The sequence below is a fragment of the Pseudomonas sp. NPDC087697 genome (genome assembly GCF_044743155.1).
Lineage (GTDB): Bacteria > Pseudomonadota > Gammaproteobacteria > Pseudomonadales > Pseudomonadaceae > Aquipseudomonas.
Window position 1 is genome coordinate 9,142 of record NZ_JBIUVW010000012.1, and the last position, 22,482, is coordinate 31,623.

The following is a 22,482-nucleotide window of genomic DNA, read 5'->3' on the forward strand; positions in this document are numbered from 1 at the left end:
CTTCTCATGGGCGAACTGGCCAAAGAAATCCTCCCGGTCAATATCGTAGTCGAGGTAGGACTGTTTCAGCTCGTCTTCGATATTGACCGGGAGGATTTCTTTGGCCAGTTCGCCCATGAGAAGCCTGATTCCTTTTTCTGGTGAAACTTCGTCACATCCATATGGGACGAACGAAGCTCGCCGCTGCAGGCTGAGTGCCAGCACCGACTTACGACAAATCAACGAGTTATGCCATGGATCTGCGCAGTAAAGGCAGCCACATCGGGCTACCTTGGAAACCGCCGGATGTTATCACAAGAGCCGCCACGCACCTATCCCCCTGATGCGCATGGAGCATAGTTAGTTGACCGGTGACAGGCGCAAAGGCGACGAGAGAGGCTTAGAGGCAGATCCCGGGTTCGACCCAGGCTGTTTTGTTGACTTTGAGGACCCCTTCGCGAGCAAGCCCGCTCCCACAATTGACCGAGCCGGTCGCAAATTTGCGCACAACACCGAACCACTGTGGGAGCGAGCTTGCTCGCGATGGCGATCTTTCAGACGCCAGATAACGTCAATGCAACCGCTTGCGGCACATCAACTGCGCCATCTTCGCGGTGTCCGGCCGCTCGACGATGCCTTTTTCGGTGACGATGACGTCAATCAGATCAGCCGGCGTGACGTCGAACACCGGGTTAAAGGCATCGACATCAGCCCCCACCCGCTTGCCGCCGACCTCCAGCAACTCGCTACCATCACGCTCTTCGATCGGGATGTCATCGCCACTGGCCAGGTTCATGTCGATGGTCGAACTAGGCGCCACCACCATGAAGCGCACGCCATGGTGCATGGCGTTGACAGCCAACTGGTAAGTGCCAATTTTGTTCGCCACGTCACCGTTGGCGGTAATTCGGTCCGCACCAACGATCACCCAGGTCACGCCTTTGGTTTTCATAATGTGCGCGGCGGCCGAGTCGGCGTTCAGAGTGACCGGAATGCCTTCGTTGGCCAGCTCCCAGGCGGTCAACCGCGAGCCTTGCAGCCAGGGCCGGGTTTCGTCGGCGTAAACCCGCTCGATCATGCCTTCCAGGAACGCTCCACGAATCACTCCGAGCGCAGTGCCGAAACCGCCAGTGGCCAGCGCGCCGGTATTGCAGTGAGTCAAAACCGCCTGGGCATTGCCCTGATGCTTGCGGATCAGGTCTACACCCAACTGCGCCATGGTCAGGTTGGCTTCGCGGTCACTTTCGTGGATCGCCAACGCCTCTGCTTCAAGGACTGCCAATGGATTGGCGTGATCCCTGAGCCGTTCCAGACGCTCACGCATGCGACCCAATGCCCAGAACAGGTTGACGGCGGTCGGCCGCGAATCCGCAAGCAAGGCAAAGTCTTCTTCCAGCGCCACCTGCCAATCACCGCCGGCAGCGAACCGGGCGCGCGCCGCCAACACCACACCATAGGCGGCGCTGATGCCGATTGCCGGAGCACCACGCACTACCATCGAGCGAATAGCCTCAGCCACACCCGCGGCACTGGTATAGGCAATCCAGGTTTCTTCGAATGGCAAAATGCGCTGATCCAGCAGATACAGGGCGCCGTCCCGCCAATCGATGGCCTTCACCTTCTCCGCAGCCAACAGTCGATTGCGCATCCTTCACCCCGTACTCAATGAACAAAAGCCGCCGATTATAGCGATCCCCCCGCGAAGACGCTCGGGTATACTTCGCCATCCTTCATAAAAGCACTGGACCGAACCCTCGATGCCGAATCCTGCCGCTGCGCTCGACTTACTCTTGCTGCCGACCTGGTTAGTACCTGTCGAACCCGCTGGTGTGGTCCTCAAAGAGCACGGCTTGGGCATCCTCGACGGGCGCATTGCCTTCATCGGCCCGCGCAATGAGGCCCTGAAGCTCAACGCCACTGAAGTCCGCGAGCTGCCGGGCATGCTGCTCAGCCCTGGCCTGATCAATGCCCACGGGCATGCGGCGATGACGCTGTTCCGTGGCCTGGCCGATGATTTGCCACTCATGACCTGGCTCGAACAGCACATCTGGCCAGCCGAGGCCAAATGGGTCGATGAGGCCTTCGTCCGCGATGGCACCGACCTGGCCATTGCCGAGCAGATCAAGGGCGGCATCACCTGCTTCTCGGACATGTACTTTTTTCCGAAAGTTGCCAGCGAACGCGTGCACAACAGCGGTATTCGCGCGCAAATTGCCATCCCGATCCTCGACTTCCCGATTCCCGGCGCCAGCGATGCGGATGAGGCGATCCGTCAAGGCGTCGAGCTGTTCGGCGACCTCAAGCATCACCCGCGCATCAAAATCACCTTCGGCCCTCATGCACCCTACACCGTCGGCGACGAAAACCTCGAAAAAATCCGGGTAATCACCGAAGAACTGGACGCTGCGATCCACATGCATGTCCATGAAACCGCCTTCGAAGTCCAGCAATCGGTCGAGCAACACGGCGAGCGGCCACTGGCCCGCCTGGGACGCCTGGGCTTGCTCGGACCGCGCTTTCAGGCCGTTCACATGACGCAAGTCAGCGATGAAGACCTGGCGTTGCTGGTAGAAAGCAACAGCAGCGTAATTCATTGCCCGGAATCGAACCTGAAACTGGCCAGCGGCTTCTGCCCGGTGGAGCGCTTGTGGCAGGCTGGAGTCAATGTGGCGATCGGCACCGATGGCGCGGCCAGCAACAATGACCTCGACCTACTGGGTGAAACCCGCACCGCCGCCCTGCTGGCCAAAGCCGTTGCCGGCTCGGCCACGGCGCTGGATGCTCATCGCGCCTTGCGCATGGCGACCCTCAACGGTGCCCGTGCGCTGGGACTGGAAGCAGAAGTGGGCTCGCTGGAAGTCGGCAAGGCCGCGGACCTGGTGGCCTTCGATCTGTCTGGCCTGGCCCAGCAACCGATTTACGACCCGGTTTCGCAGCTTATCTATGCCACTGGCCGGGACTGTGTGAAACACCTTTGGGTCGCCGGCAAGCAATTGCTCGACGACCGGCACCTGACGCGCTTCGATGAACAACAGCTATGTGCTACCGCCACCGCCTGGGGCCAGCGCATCAGCGGACACACCGAATAGAACGCTCCCTTGAACTGAACCTCAAGGCTGACAGCAGAATTTTTTAGATTTAGAGGATTACCCATGAGCAACGTCGACCACGCTGAAATCGCCAAATTCGAAGCCCTGGCTCATCGCTGGTGGGACCGCGAAAGCGAGTTCAAGCCGCTGCACGACATCAACCCGCTGCGGGTCAACTGGATCGACGAACGCGTCAAACTGGCTGGCAAGAAGGTGCTGGACGTTGGTTGCGGTGGCGGCATCCTCAGCGAATCCATGGCGCAACGCGGCGCAACCGTGATGGGCATCGACATGGGCGAAGCACCGCTGGCGGTCGCGCAACTGCATCAGCTGGAATCCGGCGTCAGCGTCGAGTACCGGCAGATCACCGCCGAAGCGCTGGCTGAAGAAATGCCCGAGCAGTTCGACGTGGTCACCTGCCTGGAAATGCTTGAGCACGTGCCTGATCCGTCATCGGTCATTCGTGCCTGCTTCCGCATGGTCAAACCCGGTGGCCAGGTGTTCTTCTCGACCATCAACCGCAATCCGAAGGCTTACCTGTTCGCCATCGTCGGCGCCGAATACATCATGAAGCTGCTGCCGCGCGGCACGCATGACTTCAAGAAATTCATCCGCCCTTCTGAACTCGGCGCCTGGAGCCGCCAGGCCGGCCTGAGCGTCAAGGACATCATTGGCCTGACGTACAACCCGCTGACCAAGCACTACAAGCTGGCCGCCGACGTTGACGTCAACTACATGATCCAGACCCTGCGCGAGGAATAAGCCCATGGCAATCAGAGCAGTTCTTTTTGACATGGACGGCACCCTGCTCGACACCGCGCCGGACTTCATTGCTATCTGCCAAAGCATGCTCGCAGACCGCGGGTTGGCACCGATCCCGGATAAACACATCCGCGACGAGATTTCCGGCGGGGCGAAAGCCATGGTCGCGGTGACCTTCTCGATGGACCCGGAATCGCCGGGCTTCGAGGCGTTGCGACTGGAATTCCTGGAGCGTTATCTCAAGGGTTGTGCGGTTCACAGCAAACTCTTCGATGGCATGGCAGAACTGCTGGCCGACATCGAGAAAGCCAATCTGATCTGGGGCGTAGTCACCAACAAGCCGCTGCGGTTCGCTGAGCTGATCATGCAACAACTGGGACTGGCCGAACGCTCGGCGTTGCTGATCTGCCCGGACCATGTAACGAACAGCAAGCCAGACCCGGAGCCGTTGATCCTCGCGTGCAAAATGCTCGACCTGGACCCGGCCAGCGTGCTGTTTGTGGGCGATGACCTGCGCGATATCGAGTCGGGCCGCGATGCCGGTACCAGGACCGCCGCAGTGACCTTTGGCTACATTCACCCCGATGACAATCCAAGGAACTGGGGGGCGGATGTGGTGGTGGATCACCCTTCGGAGTTGCGCAAGGTACTGGACGGCGCGTTGTGTAGCTGCTGATTCAGTCAAAAGATCGCAGCCTGCGGCAGCTCCTACGCCGATCGCGGCCCTCTGTAGGAGCTGCCAAAGGCTGCGATCTTCTTCAGCCCTGTAAATGGATTGTTTAGAGGTTTTTTATGTTTGATTATTCAGCCCGTCCTGAACTGCTCAAAGACCGGGTCATTCTGGTCACTGGCGCCGGTCGTGGTATCGGCGCTGCTGCGGCAAAAACCTATGCCGCTCACGGCGCCACCGTGCTGCTGCTGGGCAAGACCGAAGCCAATCTGACTCAGGTTTACGACGAAATCGAAGCAGCCGGTTATCCACAGCCTGCGGTGATTCCGTTCAACCTGGAAACCGCCCTGCCGCATCAGTACGACGAACTGGCGGCCATGATCGAAACCGAATTCGGCCACCTCGATGGCCTGCTGCACAACGCCTCGATCATTGGTCCGCGTACGCCGCTGGAGCAGCTGTCCGGCGAAAACTTCATGCGCGTGATGCACGTCAACGTTAACGCCATGTTCATGCTGACCAGCACCCTGCTACCGCTGCTCAAGCTGTCTCAGGACGCATCGGTGATCTTCACTTCCAGTAGCGTCGGTCGTAAAGGTCGCGCGTACTGGGGCGCTTATGGTGTGTCGAAATTCGCCACCGAAGGCCTGATGCAAACCCTGGCTGACGAAGTCGACACTGTTGCGCCGATTCGCTCCAACAGCATCAACCCAGGGGCCACCCGTACCAGCATGCGCGCTCAAGCGTATCCAGGCGAAAACCCGGCCAACAACCCGACGCCCGAAGAGATCATGCCGGTCTACCTGTACCTGATGGGACCGGACAGCACCGGCATCAATGGTCAGGCGTTCGACGCCCAGTAAGCCCCTCGCCACACCCCGCTGCCGCGACGGCATACCGTCGCGGCACGCTCCACACCCCCCTTCAGGCGCCTGACTGAAGTCAAACAAATGCCGCCGCACCCGCCACCACTGACAGCAGTACATCCCAACAAATTGATTTATAACGAGTTTTATAAAATAGAACCGAATGGCACAACTTTCGCTCTAACACTGCGTAAACACGCAGCGTGTTAGCGGTCGGGCAGCACCCTGTCGAGGCTTACTTTTGCTCGGCAAAGCGGACTAAACTTCAGCCACATGTCCTACGGGACTGATGGACCAGTATGACGCGCAGCCCAAAGCCGCTCTCACCCAGCCTGTAAGACAGCATTCCTGCTTAGGGGCTCACACCATATGAAATCTCCAACCCAGACCAACGCAATTGACTTCGATAGCGCCAAATTGCAACGCCTGGGCTTTGGTCAGCAGTCTCCCCTCCTGGAGCGTCCCGCCAGCCTCGGCCAATTGCGCCAGCAAATGGGCCTGCAACTACAAACCAGCCTTGAGCCGCAGCGCATTCTGGGACTGTTTTTCCGTGAAGTTCAGCGCCTTGTCCCACTGGACGCCTTGAACTATCAGCACACGTCCAGCGATTTGCGCCTGGAGTTCGGTCAGCGCGGACATCACTCGGTGAGCTACAGCCTGAGCCACGAAGGTGCACACCTGGGCGAGCTGGTGTTCCGTCGCAATCAGCGCTTCAGCGAAAAGGATCAGGGCAACCTCGAATCCCTGCTGTCCGCTCTGCTCTTCCCGATGCGCAACGCCCTGCTCTATCGAGCAGCCACTCAAAGTGCACTGCGCGATCCCCTGACAGGCACTGGCAACCGCATTGCCATGGATCAGACCCTGCAGCGAGAGATCGACATGGCCCGGCGACACATGCAGCCGCTGTCATTGCTGATGCTCGATATCGATCACTTCAAACGGATCAATGACACCCACGGCCACAGTGCCGGTGATGACGTGCTAAAGGCTGTCGCAAGCTCAATCAAAAGCCAGTTGCGCAACGTAGACATGGTCTTTCGCTTTGGCGGTGAAGAATTTCTGATCCTGCTTTCCAACACCAACCGCGAAGCCGCCGCGATGGTTGGCGAACGCCTGCGTTATGCCGCACAAACCGAGGAGTATCGGGCCGATGGGACGCTGATCGAGTTGACGGTCAGCCTCGGGTGCTCGACGCTGCTGCCGGGTGAGTCCGCCGAGAGTCTGTTGCGACGCGCAGATAGTGCGTTGTATGTGGCTAAACGCGAGGGACGTAATCGATTGGCGATGGCGGGTTGAGTCGCCAGCAACAACACAAACCAAATGTGGGAGCGGGCTTGCTCGCGAATGCGGACTATCAGTCAACATAGTTGTTGAATGTTGAACCGCATTCGCGAGCAAGCCCGCTCCCACACTGGTTTTGTACTGCCTTCGGATCAGCTTTCGACCAGCACCATCCGCTCCCGGGCTACCGGAGCCCTTTCCGAGTGCTCCAGTTGCATGCAGCGCTCCAGGAACAGGAACATGTAGTCGTAGCTTTTGCAGACCGCCTGACGCAGTTCAGCTTGCAGGGATTTGCTAGGGTTCAGGCCTGCCAGCGTGCAGATGATTTCCAGTGCTTCCCACGGATGGGCATCATCGTATTGAGCGTGCATTTTCAGCCACTTCATGGCGCGTTTGCGGTCTTCCTCAGGGAACGCTGCCGCATAGACCCCGCTGGAACACACCACAGCCGACCACTCCCCGGTAGCCCCTTCAATGGCATAGTTGGTCGCCGCAATGGCGACAATCAGCGAGTCCGCCGAACTGGTATGCCAGCACCAATGACTCAATGCATGAAGTTCAGGGGCAACCTGCTGCGCCTGCAAGTCTTCCAGACTGACGCCATGCGCTCGACTCCAGTGCACCCAATAGTCGGCATGGTTGAGCTCAACCCGAATATTGCGCATCAGCCAGCGACGTGCCATGTCCTCACCGGGGTGGCGGGCAAAGCGGGTTTTGGTCAGGTTTTGCGCCATGTACAACGCGAACTGCTCAACGACCGGCCAGCCACCAATCAGGTACTGACGCATGGTCTTTGCGCTGAGTTTGTTGTCACGCATCCGCTGATACAGTTCATGTTCGACAACCCGGCGCTTGCTCTCGCTGCAATCCTGGATCAGCTGCTGAGCCCAGGCTGGATAACTTGCGGCTTCCATAAGCGGGCCGGATCTGTTGAATGTATCGATCACTGTCGCACTCCTTTTGATTGTGATTGTACGGATCAGCAAGAGACTTCAACGGAATGTGCCAGGCGCCTTGAATAACAGAGGCCGCGGTCTGGTGGGCCGACATTGCAGGCTGTCACAGGTAAACAATTGCGGGCGTTCGATGACATACCCTTGAGCATAATCCACCCCGATCTCCAGCAATGCCTGCTCGATCTGCGGTGTTTCAACAAACTCGGCAATGGTGCGCTTACCCATGACATGACCGATGTGATTGATCACTTCGACCATTGCACGGTTAATCGGGTCGTCCAGCATATCCTTTACGAAACTCCCGTCGATCTTCAAGAAGTCTACAGGCAAATGTTTTAGATAAGCGAATGAGGACATACCGGCACAAAAGTCATCCAACGAAAAATGGCAACCTAACCCTTTGAGTTCATTAATAAATCTGATAGCGCTGCCCAAATTCGAAATAGCACTGGTTTCAGTGATTTCAAAACAAATCATTTCAGGCGGGATGGCATAGGCAATGAACTTCTCACGCAGGAAGTGTAGAAAAGCCTCATCACCGATCGTAATACCTGACAGATTTATCGCACACATGGCCAACGGCCCTTCGCACTCTTGCGCGATGCCCTGCGCAATGATCCTGAAAACGTTCTCGACCACCCAACGATCCAGGGACGTCATCAGTCCATAACGCTCGGCGGCGGGAATGAAGCTGTCCGGCAGAATCATCCGCCCGGCTTCATCATGCAGACGCAGCAGGATTTCGATATGCCCACCTCCTCGCTCTGTATGCCCCAGCGCGGCGATTTCCTGTGAATACAGGCAGAAGCGATTCTCTTCAAGCGCCATGTGCAGGCGCTGCACCCAGGCCATCTCGCCAAAGCGCAGGGACAATTCGGAGTCGTCAGCATGATAGACCTGCACCCGATTGCGACCCTTTTCCTTGGCCATATAGCAGGCCATGTCGGCAGCACGCAATGAAGCCTCAAGGGTGGCCGGAGCTTGAATGATGTGCACCAGACCGACGCTGACGGTGGTCACGAACGGCCGGCCTTTCCAGACAAAGTGCAGGTTTTGCACCGTCTGACGCAGGCCCTCGGCGATTTTCTCCGAAGCCTCCGGCGAGCAGTTCTCCAATAGAATGCCGAACTCGTCACCACCCAGTCGGGCCAGGGTGTCGCCCTCGCGTAAACCCGACTGCAACAACGCGCAGATGTGTCGCAGCAGCTCATCACCCGCAGCATGTCCGCACGTGTCGTTGACCAGTTTGAATTGATCCAGATCGAGGAACATCAACGCATGTCGGGCAGGTTGGCGCGTCAGGTTGTGCAGTGCCTGCTCCAGGCGATATTCGAATTCGCGGCGGTTGGCCAGGCCGGTTAGCGCATCGTGGGTGGCCTGCCAGGAAAGATTGGCGATGTACTGCCGCTCCTGGGTCATGTCATGCAGCACCAGCACCGTGCCGCTGACTTTACCGGCATTGCGAATCGGCGAGCCCACCAGCGTTACCGAAACCGTGCTGCCGTCCAACCGCTGAATCAGCTTGGAGTGTTCACTGCCACCGCTGAGCTGACCGCTGAGAATATGCTCGATCAGTGTGAAGCCATCCGCCTGGGCATTTTCATCCAACAGATTGAACAATGCCGCCAGCGGCAGCCCAACCGCCTGCTCGGCCTTCCAGTGAGTCAACTCCTCGGCTGCCGGATTCATGTAAGCGATGGCACCTTCAACATCGGTGGTGATCACGCCGTCGCCAATGGATTGCAGAGTGATTTGCGCGCGTTCCTTTTCCAGTTGCAAGGCATTGGCGAACGCATGGCGCTGGGCCAGAAGCTTATGGGTCCGCAACAGTGCCAAGGCAATCAACCCCAGCGCCGTGGCCAGGTTGGTGAACAGCAGCAACCGCAGAATCAGCCGCGAGCCCTCGCCCAATGCGTCACTGAACGCTTTGGCAGCGGGTGTCACCCCTTCGTTGATGGCAAATATCTGGGCTTTCCAGCGTTGGATGTCAGCGTCGGTCGCCTGGTTGCTGACGATGCGCTGATGCATTTCAAGGGCGACGTTATCGAGCTGCACCAGGTAGGCATCACCCACGGTCCAGCGATCGATAGCGGTTTCCAGGTAACTGAAATGCCGGAAGTTCAGGTACAGCCAAATCAGGCTTGAAACGTCATCGGGATGGTTACCGCCCTTGAGGATGCCCCGCCGTGCGGCCGCAAGATCGGGCGGTTGATGATCCAGCGCGACCCGCAGTTCATGCCCGCCCTGGGGAACCGAAATAGCATTCTGGTACTTGAGGAAAATCGACTCGTCGCGACTGTCGGCGTAGAGATTGAGGTAATAGATGGCGTCTTTCTGGCCCTTGGACCACAGGCTTTCGCCGGCAACATAGCCGCGAACCGCCGACAGAACGTACAGGCTGACGCCGCCCAACAGGGCCTGAAATAACACGACGGCGATAAATGGCCAGACGATGCCCAACAACCGTGGCGTTCCGAGAGTCAGCTTTTGCTTCATGAGGTCCCTTGCACAAGCACTGCCTGATGAACACCCGAGAGAATTCCATTCCTAACAGCACAGACTAGGCTAATTTTCGATTTTTCGAAGACATTAGGCTTCGATCAAGATCGTTTTAGGGGCAACGCAACAATCAGACGGTGCACAAGCCTGATTCCCCCAAAGGGACATCTGATCAATAAGCACAGAAATCCGGGCAAAATTCAAGGTTGCTAAAGCTGCTGCAAATGCCCATAAAGCTTGGCATACAAACCACCATCGGCAATCAATTGCTGATGGTCGCCATCTTCGGCAATGTGGCCGCCATCGAACACCAGCACACGGTCCGCCTGTTTTACCGCCGATAACCGGTGAGCAATGATGAGTGTCGTGCGACCGCTCAAAAACCGCGCCAGCGCTTGATGGAGGTTGTATTCGGTGGCGGCGTCCAGCGCCGAAGTCGCTTCATCGAGGACCACGACCTTGGGTTCGGCCAACACCATGCGCGCAATGGCCAGGCGCTGGCGCTGGCCGCCGGACAAGCGCACACCGGAACGGCCAACGACACTGTCCAGACCTTGCGGCAACGCCTTGACCGTAGCGTCGAGCTGGGCGATTTCCAGCGCCTGCCAGCAGGCTTCGTCGCTGCGTTCGCGGCCCATGGCCAGGTTGGCCCGTATAGTGTCGTTGAACAATGCCGGATGCTGCAAAACCACCGCAACATTCTCGCGTACGGTTTCCAGACCGATGTCCTGTTGAGTCGCGCCACCAAAACGGATGCTGCCCGACTGCGGCGTATAGAGCCCCAACAGCAATTGCACCAGCGTGCTTTTACCGCCACCGCTGGCACCCACGATCGCGACTTTCTCGCCTGGGGCGATGGACAGGTTCATCTGATCCAGCACCAGCTCACCGCCGTAGCCGAAACTCAAGCCTTGCACCTCGATGCCTACCGTCTCACGCCCCTTGAATGGATCGATGCCACCCGGGTACTGCGGCTCATCGGCACGCGACAACAACTCGTTGATTCGCGTCAGCGCACCACCGGCCGCGTAATAGGCATATTGCAGATTCAGCAATTGTTCGACCGGCCCGATCATGAACCACAGGTAGCTGAACACTGCGAGCATCTGGCCAATGGACAAGTCAGAAAACAATACGGTGAGCATGGCGGCGGCGCGGAAGATATCGATGCCGAACTGGAACAGCAATCCACTGGCGCGGCTGGATGCGTCGCTTTTCCACTGTGAGTTGACGGCATAGTTACGCACTTCCTGCGCCCGCAATCCGAGCCGTCCAAGGAAAAAACCCTGACGATTGCCAGCGCGGATTTCCTGAATCGCATCCAGGGTTTCGGTCAGCGCCTGGGTGAACCGGGAGGTGCTGTCGTTCTCAAGCTTTTTCAGGTGTTTGACCCGTTTGCCCAATTGCACCGTGGCGTAGATCACCAATGGATTGAACAACAGAATCAGCAGCGCCAGTTTCCAGTGCATCCAGACGAGAATGCCCGCCGTGCCCACCAGCGTCAGCATCGCCACCAGAAAACGACTGAGGGTTTCACCGACGAATTTATCGAGCGTGTCCAGGTCGGTGACCAGGTGCGTGGTCACCGTACCGCTGCCCAGGCTTTCGTATTCGCCAAGGGAAATGCGCTTGAGTCGCTCGATCAGCCGCACGCGAATGCGATAGACGATGTCTTTGGCCAGACCTGCAAACAGACGCGCTTGCAAGACGTTGAACATCAACGCACCGCAACGCAGGGTCAAGGTCACCAGCAACATCAAACCGATGTAGCCGGCAGCGGTTTGCCAGCCGGCCGGCAGCGCGTGGTTCATGACTTTCAGTGCCGCGTCGCCATGTCCCAGCAGCACTTCGTCCACCAGCAATGGCAGCAGCAAAGGAATCGGCACACTGCACAGGGTCGCCAATACGGCGACGCCGTTGGCGATCCACAAGGATTTTTTATGGTGAAGCGCCAGACGACGGATTTCCGCCCAACTCAGCCGATCGACCCGCTTGGGTTGTTGCTCATCATCGGGCTGGTCATACACAGGCAGCACGCTCCAGCCAACGGCCGAGCAACGGTGACAGCTCGCTGAGCGGTTGATAGCCATTGGTCAATAGCGCCAATTGACCATTGCGCTCGGCCAGCAAGGTCGGGAACCCGGCGATGCCCAGATCCTGAACCCAGGTGAAGTCTGCCGCCGTGGCCGCGTGCTGATCAGCACGATCGAAGGCTGCAGCGAACTCGATACGTGGCAAACCGGCTTGTTCGGCCAACTCCACCAATACGCTGGCGCGGGTAACGTCACGACCCTCGGCATAAAACGCCTGCTGGATGAGTTTAAGCAGTTTCCAGGCACAATCCGGCGCCAGGCTGCGCGCCGTCACCAGCGCGCGACAGGCCGGTTCAGTGTCGTAGACAAATCCGTCAGGCAGCGCGCCTTCGAACTTGAACGGCTGGCCGGTGGCTTCGGTGACCGCCTGCCAGTGTTCGAGAATGTAGCGCCTGGTGGTGGGCTCCAGTGCCGCACCGCTGCCAGTGCGCAAACCGCCGACCACCAGATGTACTTCAACACCCGCGGCCTGCGCCTGCTCGACCAGGGCCTCGGCCACCGGAGCGAAGCCCCAGCACCAGGAACACATCGGATCCATTACATAGAGCAGGCGCGCGGACATGGTTCAGGCCTCGGTGTTGGATTGCTTGTAGTTGTAACCAATCGGGTGCGGCTGATTGCGGGCCTTGGCCAGTTCGATCTGTTTCTGCCGGTCGATCGCACTGCGACGGGTCTTCTCACTCAGCTTATCCCAGCAATGCGGGCAGCTGATGCCGGCGACATAGTGCTCGGATGCACGGTCTTCCACGCTCACAGGCGTACGACAGGCATGACATTGATCGTAGTCGCCTTCGCTCAAGTCGTGGCGAACGGTGACGCGGTTATCGAACACAAAGCAGTCGCCCTGCCATTTGGTCTCTTCCTGAGGCACCTCTTCGAGGTACTTCAGTATCCCGCCCTTGAGGTGATAGACCTCGTCGAAGCCTTGGCTGAGCATATAGCTCGAGGCCTTTTCACAACGAATGCCGCCAGTGCAGAACATCGCGACTTTCTTGTGTTTGGCGGGGTCAAAGTTGGCTTTGATGTAGTCAGGGAATTCGCGAAAACTGGTGGTTTTCGGGTCGATCGCACCTTCGAAAGTGCCGATCGAAACTTCGTAGTCGTTGCGGGTATCGATCAGCAGGACTTCAGGATCGTTGATCAACGCGTTCCAGTTCTGCGGATCAACGTAGGTGCCGACCTTCTTGTTCGGGTCGACGCCTTCAACGCCCAGGGTGACGATCTCTTTCTTGAGTTTGACCTTGGTGCGGTAGAACGGCTGCTCATCGCAGTACGACTCTTTGTGGTCGATGTCGTCCATGCGCGGATCGTTCTTGAGCCAGGCCATCAGCCCGTCGATGCCTTCGCGGCTACCGGAAACCGTGCCGTTGATGCCTTCTTCGGCAATCAGCAAAGTGCCTTTGATGCCGTTGTCGACCATCGCCTGCAACAGGGGCTCGCGCAGGGCGACGTAATCTTCAAGGGTGACGAACTTATACAGTGCCGCCACGACAATCTGTTGTGTCATGGGTGATTCTCCAGGTGGCTACCCTCGTAAAGGGTGAACCGGATGCGAAAAAAAACGCGCCGGCTAAGCGGCGCGTTGCGGATTCTAACAAAAACTGTTGCGGATGGCTGCAGACCTTCAAGATCGCAGCCTGCGGCAGCTCCTACAAAAGCCCAGCCATGCGCAACTCCGTAGGAGCTGCCGCAGGCTGCGATCTTTAGTTTTTGCTACCGCCAGCGCAGGTCGGCGAGGCAGGTGCCGCACCGGTCTTCGCCCATTCCTCAGGCGTGTACGTATGCAGCGCCAACGCATGGAACTCGCCCATCAGGTCACCCAACGTGGCGTAGACCTTCTGGTGGCGCTTGACGCTGTTGAGCCCGGCAAATTGCTCGCTGACCACCACGGCCTTGAAGTGGGTTTGCAGCCCACGGCTGTGCATATGGCTTTCGTCCAGCACATCCAGATGCGCAGGCTGCAAAGCGTCCAGTGCCGATTCAATACGTTGTTGCATGGTCATTGCGGGGCTCCGCTCAAGGCTTTTTCTTGACTGGAGCGGCAGCGTCTTTCGGCGTCAGCTCGGCAGTCATGTCAGACAGCAGCTTGTTGACCACAGGCACCGCGCTTTCCAGTTTGGCTTGAGTCATCTGGGCCGATTGCTGAGTCAGCTGAGGCATTTTTTCCAGGACTTTCTTGCCCAGTGGCGACTGGTAGAACGCGACCAGGTCCTTGAGCTCGGATTCGCTGAAGTTGCTGGTGTAGAGCTTGACCATGTCCGGCTTCAGCTTGTTCCAGCCAATGGCCGCGTCCAGAGCTGCGTTGGCCTTGGCCTGGTAGGTTTCCAGCAGGGCTCTTTTCGATTCCGGCGCTTTGGTTTGTTCAAAGCGCTGAGCGAACATTTGCTGCACTTGCATGTACACCGGAGTGCCCAGTTTGTCAGCGTGCGCCAAGGTCAGGAACGCTTCGGCACTGGCGTTGTGGCTGGCGGTATCGGCGAAAACCTGGCCGCTGGCACAGACCAGAGCAACCGCGGTACAGATGGCACGAAGACGAGTCATCGAGTTTCCTATTCTAACAGGCGAGGTAAAACCCCAAGGGGGGACATTCTGCGCCTAAAAAACTCGTGCGCTCAACCCCTCCCCCTTGCCAGGCCTGATTTACAGGACCGAACGGTAGAAAAAACGACTGATGGAACCCCAAGCGCCAATCACGGCCTAAACTGCGCTATCAGACCTACAGGAAGGTGACCCATGAGCCGTATCGAAACCGACAGCCTTGGCCAGGTGGAAGTCCCGGATGAAGCCTACTGGGGCGCTCAGACGCAGCGCTCGCTGATCAACTTTGCCATCGGCAACGAACGTATGCCGCTGGCCGTACTGCATGCCCTGGCACTGATCAAGAAAGCCGCGGCGCGGGTCAATGATCGCAACGGTGATCTGCCGGCCGACATTGCCCGACTGATCGAACAGGCGGCCGACGAAGTGCTTGACGGCCAGCATGACGACCAGTTCCCGCTGGTGGTCTGGCAGACCGGCAGCGGCACCCAAAGCAACATGAACGTCAACGAAGTGATTGCCGGCCGCGCCAACGAACTGGCCGGCAATCCCCGTGGCGGCAAGGTGCCGGTGCATCCCAACGATCACGTCAATCGCTCGCAGAGTTCCAACGACAGCTTCCCCACCGCCATGCACATCGCCACGGTGCAGGCCGTGCAACAGCATCTGTTGCCGGCGATCACTGAACTCTCCGGAGGTTTGGCAGAGCTGGCAGCCCGACACATGAACCTGGTGAAAACCGGGCGCACGCACCTGATGGATGCCACGCCGATCACCTTCGGGCAGGAGCTTTCGGCGTTCGTCGCGCAGCTCGATTACGCCGAACGCGCCATCCGCAGCGCCTTGCCGGCAGTCTGCGAGCTGGCTCAGGGCGGCACTGCGGTGGGGACCGGCCTCAACTCGCCTCATGGCTTTGGCGAAGCGATTGCCTCCGAACTGGCCGCCCTCTCCGGCCTGCCATTTATCACCGCGCCGAACAAGTTTGCCGCGCTGGCCGGGCATGAGCCGCTGACCACTTTGTCCGGCGCGCTGAAAACCCTCGCTGTGACCCTGATGAAAATTGCCAACGACCTGCGTTTGCTAGGCTCCGGGCCGCGGGCCGGTTTCGCCGAGGTCAAGCTGCCCGCCAACGAACCGGGCAGTTCGATCATGCCCGGCAAGGTCAATCCGACTCAGTGCGAAGCGTTGTCGATGCTTGCCTGTCAGGTGCTGGGCAATGACGTGGCAATCGGTTTCGCCGCCAGCCAGGGTCACCTGCAACTGAACGTGTTCAAACCAGTGATCATTCACAACCTGCTGCAATCGATCCGCTTGCTGGGCGATGGCTGCAGCAACTTCCAGCAGCATTGCATCGCGGGCCTTGAGCCGGACGCCGAGCAGATGGCGGCGCATCTGGAACGCGGCTTGATGCTGGTGACCGCGCTGAACCCGCACATTGGTTACGACAAATCCGCCGAGATCGCCAAGAAAGCCTATGGCGAAGGACTGACCCTGCGTGAGGCGGCGTTGCAACTGGGTTATCTGACGGATGAGCAGTTCGATGCCTGGGTAAGGCCGGAGAACATGCTGGAGGCTGGCAGCAAGGGTTGAATCAGGCGTTTATGTAGCGTCTGATCGCCAGTCTTCGCGAGCAAGCCCGCTCCCACATTTGATTTTTGGTGTATGCAAAACCAGTGTGGGAGCGGGCTTGCTCGCGAAGAACGATGACGCGGTCTATCGACTGACCGCTGCTCGCATCCGCCGGGCCTTGAGCCCGGCGATCAGCGACGGCCCCAGCGCGACCAGCGCCGAGCCAAGCACCACTAGCACCGCGCCGCCATACGCCAAACTGTTGATCTGTTCGGCATGCACATAATCGGGCCATAACCAGGCAGCGAGTGCCACGGCAGCGAAGGTCACCAACGGAGTGATAGCGAGCGTTGCACTGACCCGCGACGCCTCCCAATGGGCCAGCGCCTCGGCAAAAGCACCGTAAGCGATCAGCGTGTTCAGGCAGCACGCGAGCAGCAACCAGCCTTGCAGCGGGCTCAGTTGCAAGGCTTCCAGTGGATGTACCCACGGCGTCAACAACAAGGCGCAAAACAGGTAGATCACCATCATCACCTGCAACGAGTTCCACACCGTCAGCAGTTGCTTCTGGCCCAGTGCATAGAAGGTCCAAACGGTCGACGCCGCCAGCACCAGCAGCACGCCCGCGGTGTAATCACTCAACGACGTCAGCAGCTCGCTCAACCGCTGATTGAAAAACAGCCCGAAGCCCAGCAACAGCACCAGCAGGCCAATCCCCTGCCCCAGGCTGAAACGCTCCTTGAACACAAACAGGCTGGCGATCAGCAACAGGATCGGCCCCATCTGCACCACCAACTGCGCGGTGCCCGGACTCAGCAGGTTCAAGCCCATCAGGTACAACACGTAGTTGCCCACCAGCCCGAGTACCGCCATCAGCACCAGCCAGCCACCTTTAGGCCCGAGCGCCTGTCGACTCGGCAGACGCTTGGTCGCCGTCAGGTAGAGAAACAGCAAACCGCCGGACACGGTCAGTCGAAACCAGGTCACCGTGACCGGGTCCATCACCAGCAGCACTTGCTTGAGTTTGATTGGCAGGATTCCCCACAAAAACGCGGTCAGCAAGGCGAGGAACAGACCATAAACCCAGCGACCGGACGAAATGTGCATGGAAACCCCAAAAGCCAACGGCAAGAAACCCCATTCTAGGCTGCCGTCGAGGCATCACACAGTAACAGTTGGCGAGAAGCCGTAAATGAGACTGTATCGGTCGCACCGACACAGCCTTTCGGACTTAACGCACCGCTTCAAACAACCCCGTAGCGCCCATCCCGCCGCCCACGCACATGGTCACGATGCCGTAACGCACGTTGCGCCGTTGCAGTTCGCGCACCAGATGGCCGACCTGACGCGAGCCGGTCATACCGAACGGATGGCCAATCGAAATCGAACCACCGTTGACGTTGTATTTCTCGTTGTCGATTTCCAGACGATTGCGGCTGTAGAGGCACTGCGAAGCAAAGGCTTCGTTGAGTTCCCACAGATCGATATCCGCCACCTGCAAGCCCCTGGCCTTGAGCAGTTTTGGCACCGAAAACACCGGGCCGATGCCCATTTCGTCCGGTGCGCAACCGGCAACGGTGAAACCACGGAAGAAGGCTTTCGGCTTGAGACCCAGCTGTAGCGCTTTTTCCAGGCTCATCACCAGGGTCATCGAGGCGCCATCAGACAGCTGCGAGGAGTTGCCGGCCGTGACCGAACCGTCTTCGGCAAACACCGGATTCAATCCCGCCAGGCTTTCGTAGGTGGTCTCCGGACGGTTGCAGTCATCGCGACCGACAATGCCTTCAAGGATCTGCACCTGACCGGTGTTTTTATCCTCGACCTTGTACTTCACTGCCATCGGCACGATTTCGTCGTTGAACAATCCCATGGCCTGCGCCTGAGCGGTACGCAGCTGACTTTGCAGGGCGTAGCGGTCCTGTTCTTCGCGGCTGACGTTGTAGCGACGGGCGACGATTTCCGCGGTCTGGCCCATCGGGAAGTAGATACCCGGCACCTGCTCCTTGAGCAGCGGGTTGATCAGGTTGTCAGTATTGACGCTTTTCATGGTCAGGCTGATCGACTCGACACCACCCGCGACGATGATGTCGCTGCAGCCCGAAGCAATCTGGTTGGCCGCGATGGCAATCGCCTGCAAGCCCGAGGAGCAGAAGCGGTTGAGGGTCATGCCGCTGGTGCCGACGCCCAACTGCGAGAGCACCGCCACGTTGCGACCGATGTTGAAACCCTGCGCGCCTTCGTTGGAGCCGGCGCCGACGATGCAATCCTCGACGCTGGCCGGGTCGATGTCGTTGCGCGCAAGCAATGCGTTGACGCAATGGGCCGCCATGTCGTCCGGGCGAGTCTGGTTGAACTTGCCGCGAAAGGATTTGGCCAGGCCAGTTCGCACGCTATCGACGATTACTACTTCACGCATGGCATACCTCATTGTTGTTGTCGTTCAGGAAGTGGATCGAGCATAAATCCAGCTCCCGGCCGACCGCGACAATCATTCACCTCGCGTATGCAAAACCATCGGACTACTTCTTCGACTTCTTTTCCTGCTTGTCGGATTTCTCGAAGGCATCTTCAAGCGCGCGGTTGAGGGTGCGCAGCACTTTGACCCGGGCCCAGCGCTTGTCGTTGGCCTCCACCAGGGTCCAGGGCGAAACCTCGGTGCTGGTGCGGTCAACCATATCGCCGACGGCAGTACGGTAGTCGTCCCACTTCTCGCGGTTGCGCCAGTCGTCTTCGGTAATCTTGAAGCGCTTGAAAGGGATTGCCTCACGCTCCTGGAAACGCTCCAGCTGAGTCTGCTTGTCGATGGCCAGCCAGAACTTCACCACGATCACGCCGGACGCAGTGATCTGCTCTTCGAAATCGTTGATTTCGCCATAGGCGCGCATCCAGTCCGCCGGGCTGCAAAAGCCCTCGATGCGCTCCACCAGCACCCGGCCATACCAGGAACGGTCGAAGATAGTGAATTTTCCCCGTGCAGGAATCTGTCGCCAGAAACGCCACAGATAGGGCTGGGCACGCTCATCCTCAGTGGGCGCGGCAATCGGCACGATGCTGTACTGGCGCGGGTCGAGTGCGGCAGCCACACGACGAATCGCCCCGCCCTTGCCTGCCGCGTCATTGCCCTCGAATACGGCGACCAGTGCGTGTCGGCGCATGCGTTTGTCGCGCATCAGGCCGGATAACCGTGCCTGTTCGGTAATCAGTTGCTCCTCGTAATCGTTCTTTTCCAGCCGCTGGCTCATGTCCAGACTACCGAGCAGACTCAGTTGATCGACACTGGTCGACAGCGGTGCGGCGCTGACTTTGTCCGGGTTGACCTTGGGCCGTTTGAGGGCGTTTTGCAGGCCTTCGAGCAGGATCTTGCCCACACTCAGACTGCGGTAATGGGCGTCCACCCCTTCGATCACATGCCAGGGTGCGTAGTCACGGCTGGTGCGGCGGATCACGCGCTCGCCGTACATCACGAACTTGTCGTAGGTGTGCGATTGCTGCCAGTCCAGTGGGCTGATGCGCCAACTGTGCAGCGGGTCGTCCTGCAAAGCCTTGAGGCGCGCCTTCATTTGTTTCTTGGACAGGTGAAACCAGAACTTGAAGATCAGCGCACCTTCATCGCAGAGCATTTTCTCCATGCGCTCGGTCTGGTTGATCGCCTGGTCCAGCACCGCGTCCTTGAACAGGCCATGGACCCGTCCTTGCAGCATCTGGCTGTACCAGTTGCCGAAAAACACCCCCATGCGTCCTTTGGCCGGGAGCATTCGCCAGTAACGCCAGGCCGCTGGTCGCGCCAGCTCTTCATCGGTTTGCTGATCGAAGGTGCGCACTTCAATCAGTCGCGGGTCCATCCACTCATTGAGCAACTTGACCGTCTCGCCCTTTCCCGCGCCTTCGATGCCGTTGATCAGCACGATTACCGGAAAACGGCCCTGCTGTCGGAGGTCGTATTGAGCTTCGAGCAAAGCCTCACGCAGCGCCGGCACTTCAGCTTCGTAGGTTTCTTTATCGATGGCATGACCGATTTCGGCAGATTCGAACATGAGTGGCTCCCTTCCAAGATTGAGCAAGACTAGCGGATTGACCGAGCGTTTGTCTGAGCAATCCAATCGCGGTTGCCATGGATCAATCGCCGTTGTCGCGATCGGCTAGAATGGCCGCCTTGCCTCGCCTGAGCCGACCATGAATCCTGAAATACTGCCGAACCCCGCACCGCATGCCCAGCTCGACTGGGACGACCAAGGTCGCCCGCGCTCGCGGGTGTTTGACGATGTGTATTTCTCCGACCAGTCGGGCCTCGATGAAACCCGTTACGTGTTCATCGAGCAAAACCGCCTGAGCGAACGTTTTGCCGAGCTGCCAGCCAATGGCCGGCTGGTAATTGGCGAGACGGGTTTCGGCACCGGGCTGAATTTCCTCTGCGCCTGGCAGCTGTTCGAACAACAGGCTGTGGCTGGCGCACGGCTGCATTTCATCAGCGTCGAAAAATACCCGTTGAGCCCGGCAGATCTGCAACGGGCCCTGGCGCTATGGCCAGACCTCAAGCCCTTTGCCGATCAGTTGTTGGCGCAGTACGTCGCCATCCATCAGGGCTTTCAGCGGCTGGTGCTGGACAATGGCCGGGTGACCCTGACGCTGTTGATCGGCGACGCGCTGGAGCAACTGCCACAGCTGGACGCGCAGATCGACGCGTGGTTTCTCGACGGTTTCGCCCCGGCGAAAAACCCCGACATGTGGACCGCCGAACTGTTTGCCGAACTGGCGCGTTTGGCGGCGCCCGGTTCGACCATCAGCACCTTCACCAGCACCGGCTGGGTACGCCGTCTGCTCAATGCGGCAGGCTTCAAAATGCGCCGCACGCCAGGCATCGGCCACAAATGGGAAATCCTGCGCGGTGCATTCGTCGGCTGGCCTGAAGAAACACCTGTACCGGCAACCGCCAAGCCATGGTTTGCTCGCCCGAATCCGGTTGTCGGCCAACGTCATGCGCTGGTGATCGGCGCCGGGCTTGCCGGTTGTGCCAGTGCCGCCAGCCTCGCCGCACGCGGTTGGCAAGTAAGCCTGCTGGAACGGCATGCCGATCTGGCGCAAGAAGCCTCGGGCAACCCGCAAGGCGTGCTGTACCTGAAACTTTCGGCTCACGGCACCGCACTTTCGCAATTGATCGTCAGCGGTTTCGGGTATACCCGACGTTTGCTCGAACACTTGCAGCGTGGCGTCGAATGGGACAATTGCGGGGTGTTGCAACTGGCGTTCAATGCCAAGGAAGCCGAGCGTCAGGCACAGCTGGCTGCGGCCTTTCCCGCCGATCTGTTGCACCTGCTGGACCCGCCGCAAGCGCAGGTCCAGGCCGGAATCGGCCTGGCGCACGGCGGGTTGTTCTATCCAGAGGGTGGCTGGGTTCATCCACCGGCCCTGTGCCAATGGCAAGCATCGCAACCCAATGTCCAACTGCTGACGCACCGCGATGTTCTGGAACTGCGCAAAGTCGATGAACAGTGGCAAGCCTGGGACGGCGAGACCCTGCTCGCCAGTGCGCCAGTGGTAATACTGGCCGGCGCGGCGGAAATCAAACGCTTCGCGCAAAGTGCCGAGCTACCGCTCAAACGCATTCGCGGACAGATCACCCGCTTGGCACAAACCGCTGAAAGCCAAAGTCTGGCAACCGTGGTCTGCGCCGAAGGTTACGTCGCCCCTGCGCGTTTGGGTGAGCACACCCTGGGCGCCAGCTTCGACTTCAAGAGCGACGACCTGACCCCGACCACCGCCGAACACCTCGGCAACCTGGAACTGCTGGAGGAAATTTCCACCGATCTGGTCACCCGCCTGCACGCCAAACAGTTGGACCCGGAACAGCTTCAAGGTCGCGCCGCGTTCCGCTGCACCAGCCCCGACTACCTGCCGATCGTTGGCCCATTGGCTGACAGCCAGGCATTCGCCCAGGCCTACGCCGCACTGAGCAAGGACGCCCGGCAGGTGCCAGATGTCGCGTGCCCGTGGCTCGACGGGTTGTACATCAACAGCGGCCACGGCTCACGCGGCTTGATCACTGCGCCACTGTCCGGCGAGTTGCTGGCGGCGTGGCTGGACAACGAACCGTTGCCCTTGCCCCGAAGCGTGGCCGAAGCCTGCCATCCGAACCGCTTCGCCTTGCGTCGCCTGATCCGCGGCAGCTGAATCAACAGCGGA

At 59.1% G+C, this 22,482-nt stretch carries 19 protein-coding genes; 7 read left to right on the forward strand and 12 right to left on the reverse strand.

Annotated features, from left to right (window positions below):
- Positions 1-117, reverse strand: a 117-nt coding sequence (locus ACIPIN_RS11315) for a hypothetical protein (protein ID WP_401118683.1), incomplete at its 3' end; no start/stop codon positions are given.
- A gap of 433 nt (positions 118-550) precedes the next feature.
- Complete coding sequence (gene mtnA / locus ACIPIN_RS11320) at positions 551-1,627, reverse strand: S-methyl-5-thioribose-1-phosphate isomerase (RefSeq protein ID WP_401118460.1); 1,077 nt, start codon at positions 1,625-1,627, stop codon at positions 551-553.
- Between the two features lie 109 nt (positions 1,628-1,736).
- On the opposite strand from mtnA, the gene ACIPIN_RS11325 reads away from it, so the two are divergent.
- From ACIPIN_RS11325 to ACIPIN_RS11345, 5 genes are all read left to right on the forward strand, one after another.
- Complete coding sequence (locus tag ACIPIN_RS11325) at positions 1,737-3,068, forward strand: TRZ/ATZ family hydrolase (protein WP_401118462.1); 1,332 nt, start codon at positions 1,737-1,739, stop codon at positions 3,066-3,068.
- A gap of 63 nt (positions 3,069-3,131) precedes the next feature.
- Positions 3,132-3,830 carry a bifunctional 2-polyprenyl-6-hydroxyphenol methylase/3-demethylubiquinol 3-O-methyltransferase UbiG gene (gene ubiG / locus ACIPIN_RS11330; RefSeq protein ID WP_019692990.1) on the forward strand — a complete coding sequence of 233 codons (699 nt, stop codon included), beginning with the start codon at positions 3,132-3,134 and terminating at the stop codon, positions 3,828-3,830.
- Positions 3,831-3,834: 4 nt separating this feature from the next.
- Positions 3,835-4,506, forward strand: coding sequence for an N-acetylmuramic acid 6-phosphate phosphatase MupP (mupP, locus tag ACIPIN_RS11335; RefSeq protein WP_401118464.1), 672 nt, complete (start codon positions 3,835-3,837; stop codon positions 4,504-4,506).
- 116 nt (positions 4,507-4,622) lie between these two features.
- Entirely contained in the window at positions 4,623-5,363 is a 741-nt protein-coding gene (locus ACIPIN_RS11340) for a YciK family oxidoreductase (protein ID WP_401118467.1), read from the forward strand.
- A gap of 372 nt (positions 5,364-5,735) precedes the next feature.
- Positions 5,736-6,662, forward strand: coding sequence for a GGDEF domain-containing protein (locus ACIPIN_RS11345; protein WP_401118469.1), 927 nt, complete (start codon positions 5,736-5,738; stop codon positions 6,660-6,662).
- 137 nt (positions 6,663-6,799) lie between these two features.
- On the opposite strand, the gene ACIPIN_RS11350 is transcribed toward ACIPIN_RS11345, so the two are convergent.
- The 7 genes from ACIPIN_RS11350 to ACIPIN_RS11380 form a co-directional block, all read right to left on the reverse strand.
- Positions 6,800-7,561 carry a TenA family transcriptional regulator gene (locus tag ACIPIN_RS11350; protein WP_401118685.1) on the reverse strand — a complete coding sequence of 254 codons (762 nt, stop codon included), beginning with the start codon at positions 7,559-7,561 and terminating at the stop codon, positions 6,800-6,802.
- Between the two features lie 78 nt (positions 7,562-7,639).
- Positions 7,640-10,099: an EAL domain-containing protein gene (locus ACIPIN_RS11355; RefSeq protein ID WP_401118472.1), complete on the reverse strand. Its 2,460-nt coding sequence runs from the start codon at positions 10,097-10,099 to the stop codon at positions 7,640-7,642.
- 212 nt (positions 10,100-10,311) lie between these two features.
- Positions 10,312-12,129 carry an ABC transporter ATP-binding protein gene (locus ACIPIN_RS11360; RefSeq protein ID WP_401118475.1) on the reverse strand — a complete coding sequence of 606 codons (1,818 nt, stop codon included), beginning with the start codon at positions 12,127-12,129 and terminating at the stop codon, positions 10,312-10,314.
- Complete coding sequence (locus ACIPIN_RS11365; RefSeq protein ID WP_401118687.1) at positions 12,122-12,724, reverse strand: DsbA family protein; 603 nt, start codon at positions 12,722-12,724, stop codon at positions 12,122-12,124. Before ACIPIN_RS11365 ends, ACIPIN_RS11360 begins: the two co-directional genes overlap by 8 nt.
- A 36-nt stretch (positions 12,725-12,760) precedes the next feature.
- A complete protein-coding gene (locus ACIPIN_RS11370; RefSeq protein ID WP_401118477.1) occupies positions 12,761-13,702 on the reverse strand; it encodes a rhodanese-related sulfurtransferase in 942 nt (313 codons plus the stop codon).
- 196 nt (positions 13,703-13,898) lie between these two features.
- The gene (locus ACIPIN_RS11375; RefSeq protein WP_401118479.1) at positions 13,899-14,198 is read right to left on the reverse strand and encodes a BolA family protein; all 300 of its coding nucleotides are present in this window, start codon (positions 14,196-14,198) and stop codon (positions 13,899-13,901) included.
- 13 nt (positions 14,199-14,211) lie between these two features.
- On the reverse strand, positions 14,212-14,736 hold the full coding sequence (locus ACIPIN_RS11380; protein ID WP_401118481.1) for a DUF2059 domain-containing protein: 525 nt from the start codon (positions 14,734-14,736) through the stop codon (positions 14,212-14,214).
- A 192-nt stretch (positions 14,737-14,928) separates the two neighbouring features.
- Here ACIPIN_RS11380 and ACIPIN_RS11385 point away from each other — a divergent pair, with 192 nt between their 5' ends.
- Positions 14,929-16,323 (forward strand): class II fumarate hydratase, encoded by a 1,395-nt coding sequence (locus ACIPIN_RS11385; protein WP_401118483.1) that lies wholly within the window; start codon positions 14,929-14,931, stop codon positions 16,321-16,323.
- A gap of 123 nt (positions 16,324-16,446) precedes the next feature.
- Here the strand turns inward: ACIPIN_RS11385 and ACIPIN_RS11390 are convergent, their stop codons facing one another.
- From ACIPIN_RS11390 to pap, 3 genes are all read right to left on the reverse strand, one after another.
- The gene (locus ACIPIN_RS11390) at positions 16,447-17,409 is read right to left on the reverse strand and encodes a DMT family transporter (protein ID WP_401118485.1); all 963 of its coding nucleotides are present in this window, start codon (positions 17,407-17,409) and stop codon (positions 16,447-16,449) included.
- Between the two features lie 124 nt (positions 17,410-17,533).
- Complete coding sequence (locus ACIPIN_RS11395) at positions 17,534-18,718, reverse strand: thiolase family protein (RefSeq protein ID WP_401118487.1); 1,185 nt, start codon at positions 18,716-18,718, stop codon at positions 17,534-17,536.
- Positions 18,719-18,821: 103 nt separating this feature from the next.
- On the reverse strand, positions 18,822-20,336 hold the full coding sequence (pap, locus tag ACIPIN_RS11400; protein ID WP_401118489.1) for a polyphosphate:AMP phosphotransferase: 1,515 nt from the start codon (positions 20,334-20,336) through the stop codon (positions 18,822-18,824).
- A gap of 139 nt (positions 20,337-20,475) precedes the next feature.
- Here pap and mnmC point away from each other — a divergent pair, with 139 nt between their 5' ends.
- The gene (mnmC, locus tag ACIPIN_RS11405) at positions 20,476-22,470 is read left to right on the forward strand and encodes a bifunctional tRNA (5-methylaminomethyl-2-thiouridine)(34)-methyltransferase MnmD/FAD-dependent 5-carboxymethylaminomethyl-2-thiouridine(34) oxidoreductase MnmC (protein WP_401118491.1); all 1,995 of its coding nucleotides are present in this window, start codon (positions 20,476-20,478) and stop codon (positions 22,468-22,470) included.
- The last annotated feature ends 12 nt before the right edge of the window (positions 22,471-22,482 follow it).

Bases quoted from the DNA above. Each gene is read 5' to 3' on its own strand.
- ACIPIN_RS11350 (WP_401118685.1), bottom strand. From the start codon at position 7,561: ATGGAAGCCGCAAGTTATCCAGCCTGGGCTCAGCAGCTGATCCAGGAT.
- ACIPIN_RS11325 (WP_401118462.1), top strand. From the start codon at position 1,737: ATGCCGAATCCTGCCGCTGCGCTCGACTTACTCTTGCTGCCGACCTGG.
- ubiG (WP_019692990.1), top strand. From the start codon at position 3,132: ATGAGCAACGTCGACCACGCTGAAATCGCCAAATTCGAAGCCCTGGCT.
- ACIPIN_RS11365 (WP_401118687.1), bottom strand. From the start codon at position 12,724: ATGTGTTCCTGGTGCTGGGGCTTCGCTCCGGTGGCCGAGGCCCTGGTC.
- ACIPIN_RS11380 (WP_401118481.1), bottom strand. From the start codon at position 14,736: ATGACTCGTCTTCGTGCCATCTGTACCGCGGTTGCTCTGGTCTGTGCC.
- ACIPIN_RS11395 (WP_401118487.1), bottom strand. From the start codon at position 18,718: ATGCGTGAAGTAGTAATCGTCGATAGCGTGCGAACTGGCCTGGCCAAA.
- ACIPIN_RS11375 (WP_401118479.1), bottom strand. From the start codon at position 14,198: ATGACCATGCAACAACGTATTGAATCGGCACTGGACGCTTTGCAGCCT.
- ACIPIN_RS11345 (WP_401118469.1), top strand. From the start codon at position 5,736: ATGAAATCTCCAACCCAGACCAACGCAATTGACTTCGATAGCGCCAAA.
- mupP (WP_401118464.1), top strand. From the start codon at position 3,835: ATGGCAATCAGAGCAGTTCTTTTTGACATGGACGGCACCCTGCTCGAC.
- ACIPIN_RS11390 (WP_401118485.1), bottom strand. From the start codon at position 17,409: ATGCACATTTCGTCCGGTCGCTGGGTTTATGGTCTGTTCCTCGCCTTG.
- ACIPIN_RS11340 (WP_401118467.1), top strand. From the start codon at position 4,623: ATGTTTGATTATTCAGCCCGTCCTGAACTGCTCAAAGACCGGGTCATT.
- ACIPIN_RS11370 (WP_401118477.1), bottom strand. From the start codon at position 13,702: ATGACACAACAGATTGTCGTGGCGGCACTGTATAAGTTCGTCACCCTT.
- mtnA (WP_401118460.1), bottom strand. From the start codon at position 1,627: ATGCGCAATCGACTGTTGGCTGCGGAGAAGGTGAAGGCCATCGATTGG.
- mnmC (WP_401118491.1), top strand. From the start codon at position 20,476: ATGAATCCTGAAATACTGCCGAACCCCGCACCGCATGCCCAGCTCGAC.
- pap (WP_401118489.1), bottom strand. From the start codon at position 20,336: ATGTTCGAATCTGCCGAAATCGGTCATGCCATCGATAAAGAAACCTAC.
- ACIPIN_RS11385 (WP_401118483.1), top strand. From the start codon at position 14,929: ATGAGCCGTATCGAAACCGACAGCCTTGGCCAGGTGGAAGTCCCGGAT.
- ACIPIN_RS11355 (WP_401118472.1), bottom strand. From the start codon at position 10,099: ATGAAGCAAAAGCTGACTCTCGGAACGCCACGGTTGTTGGGCATCGTC.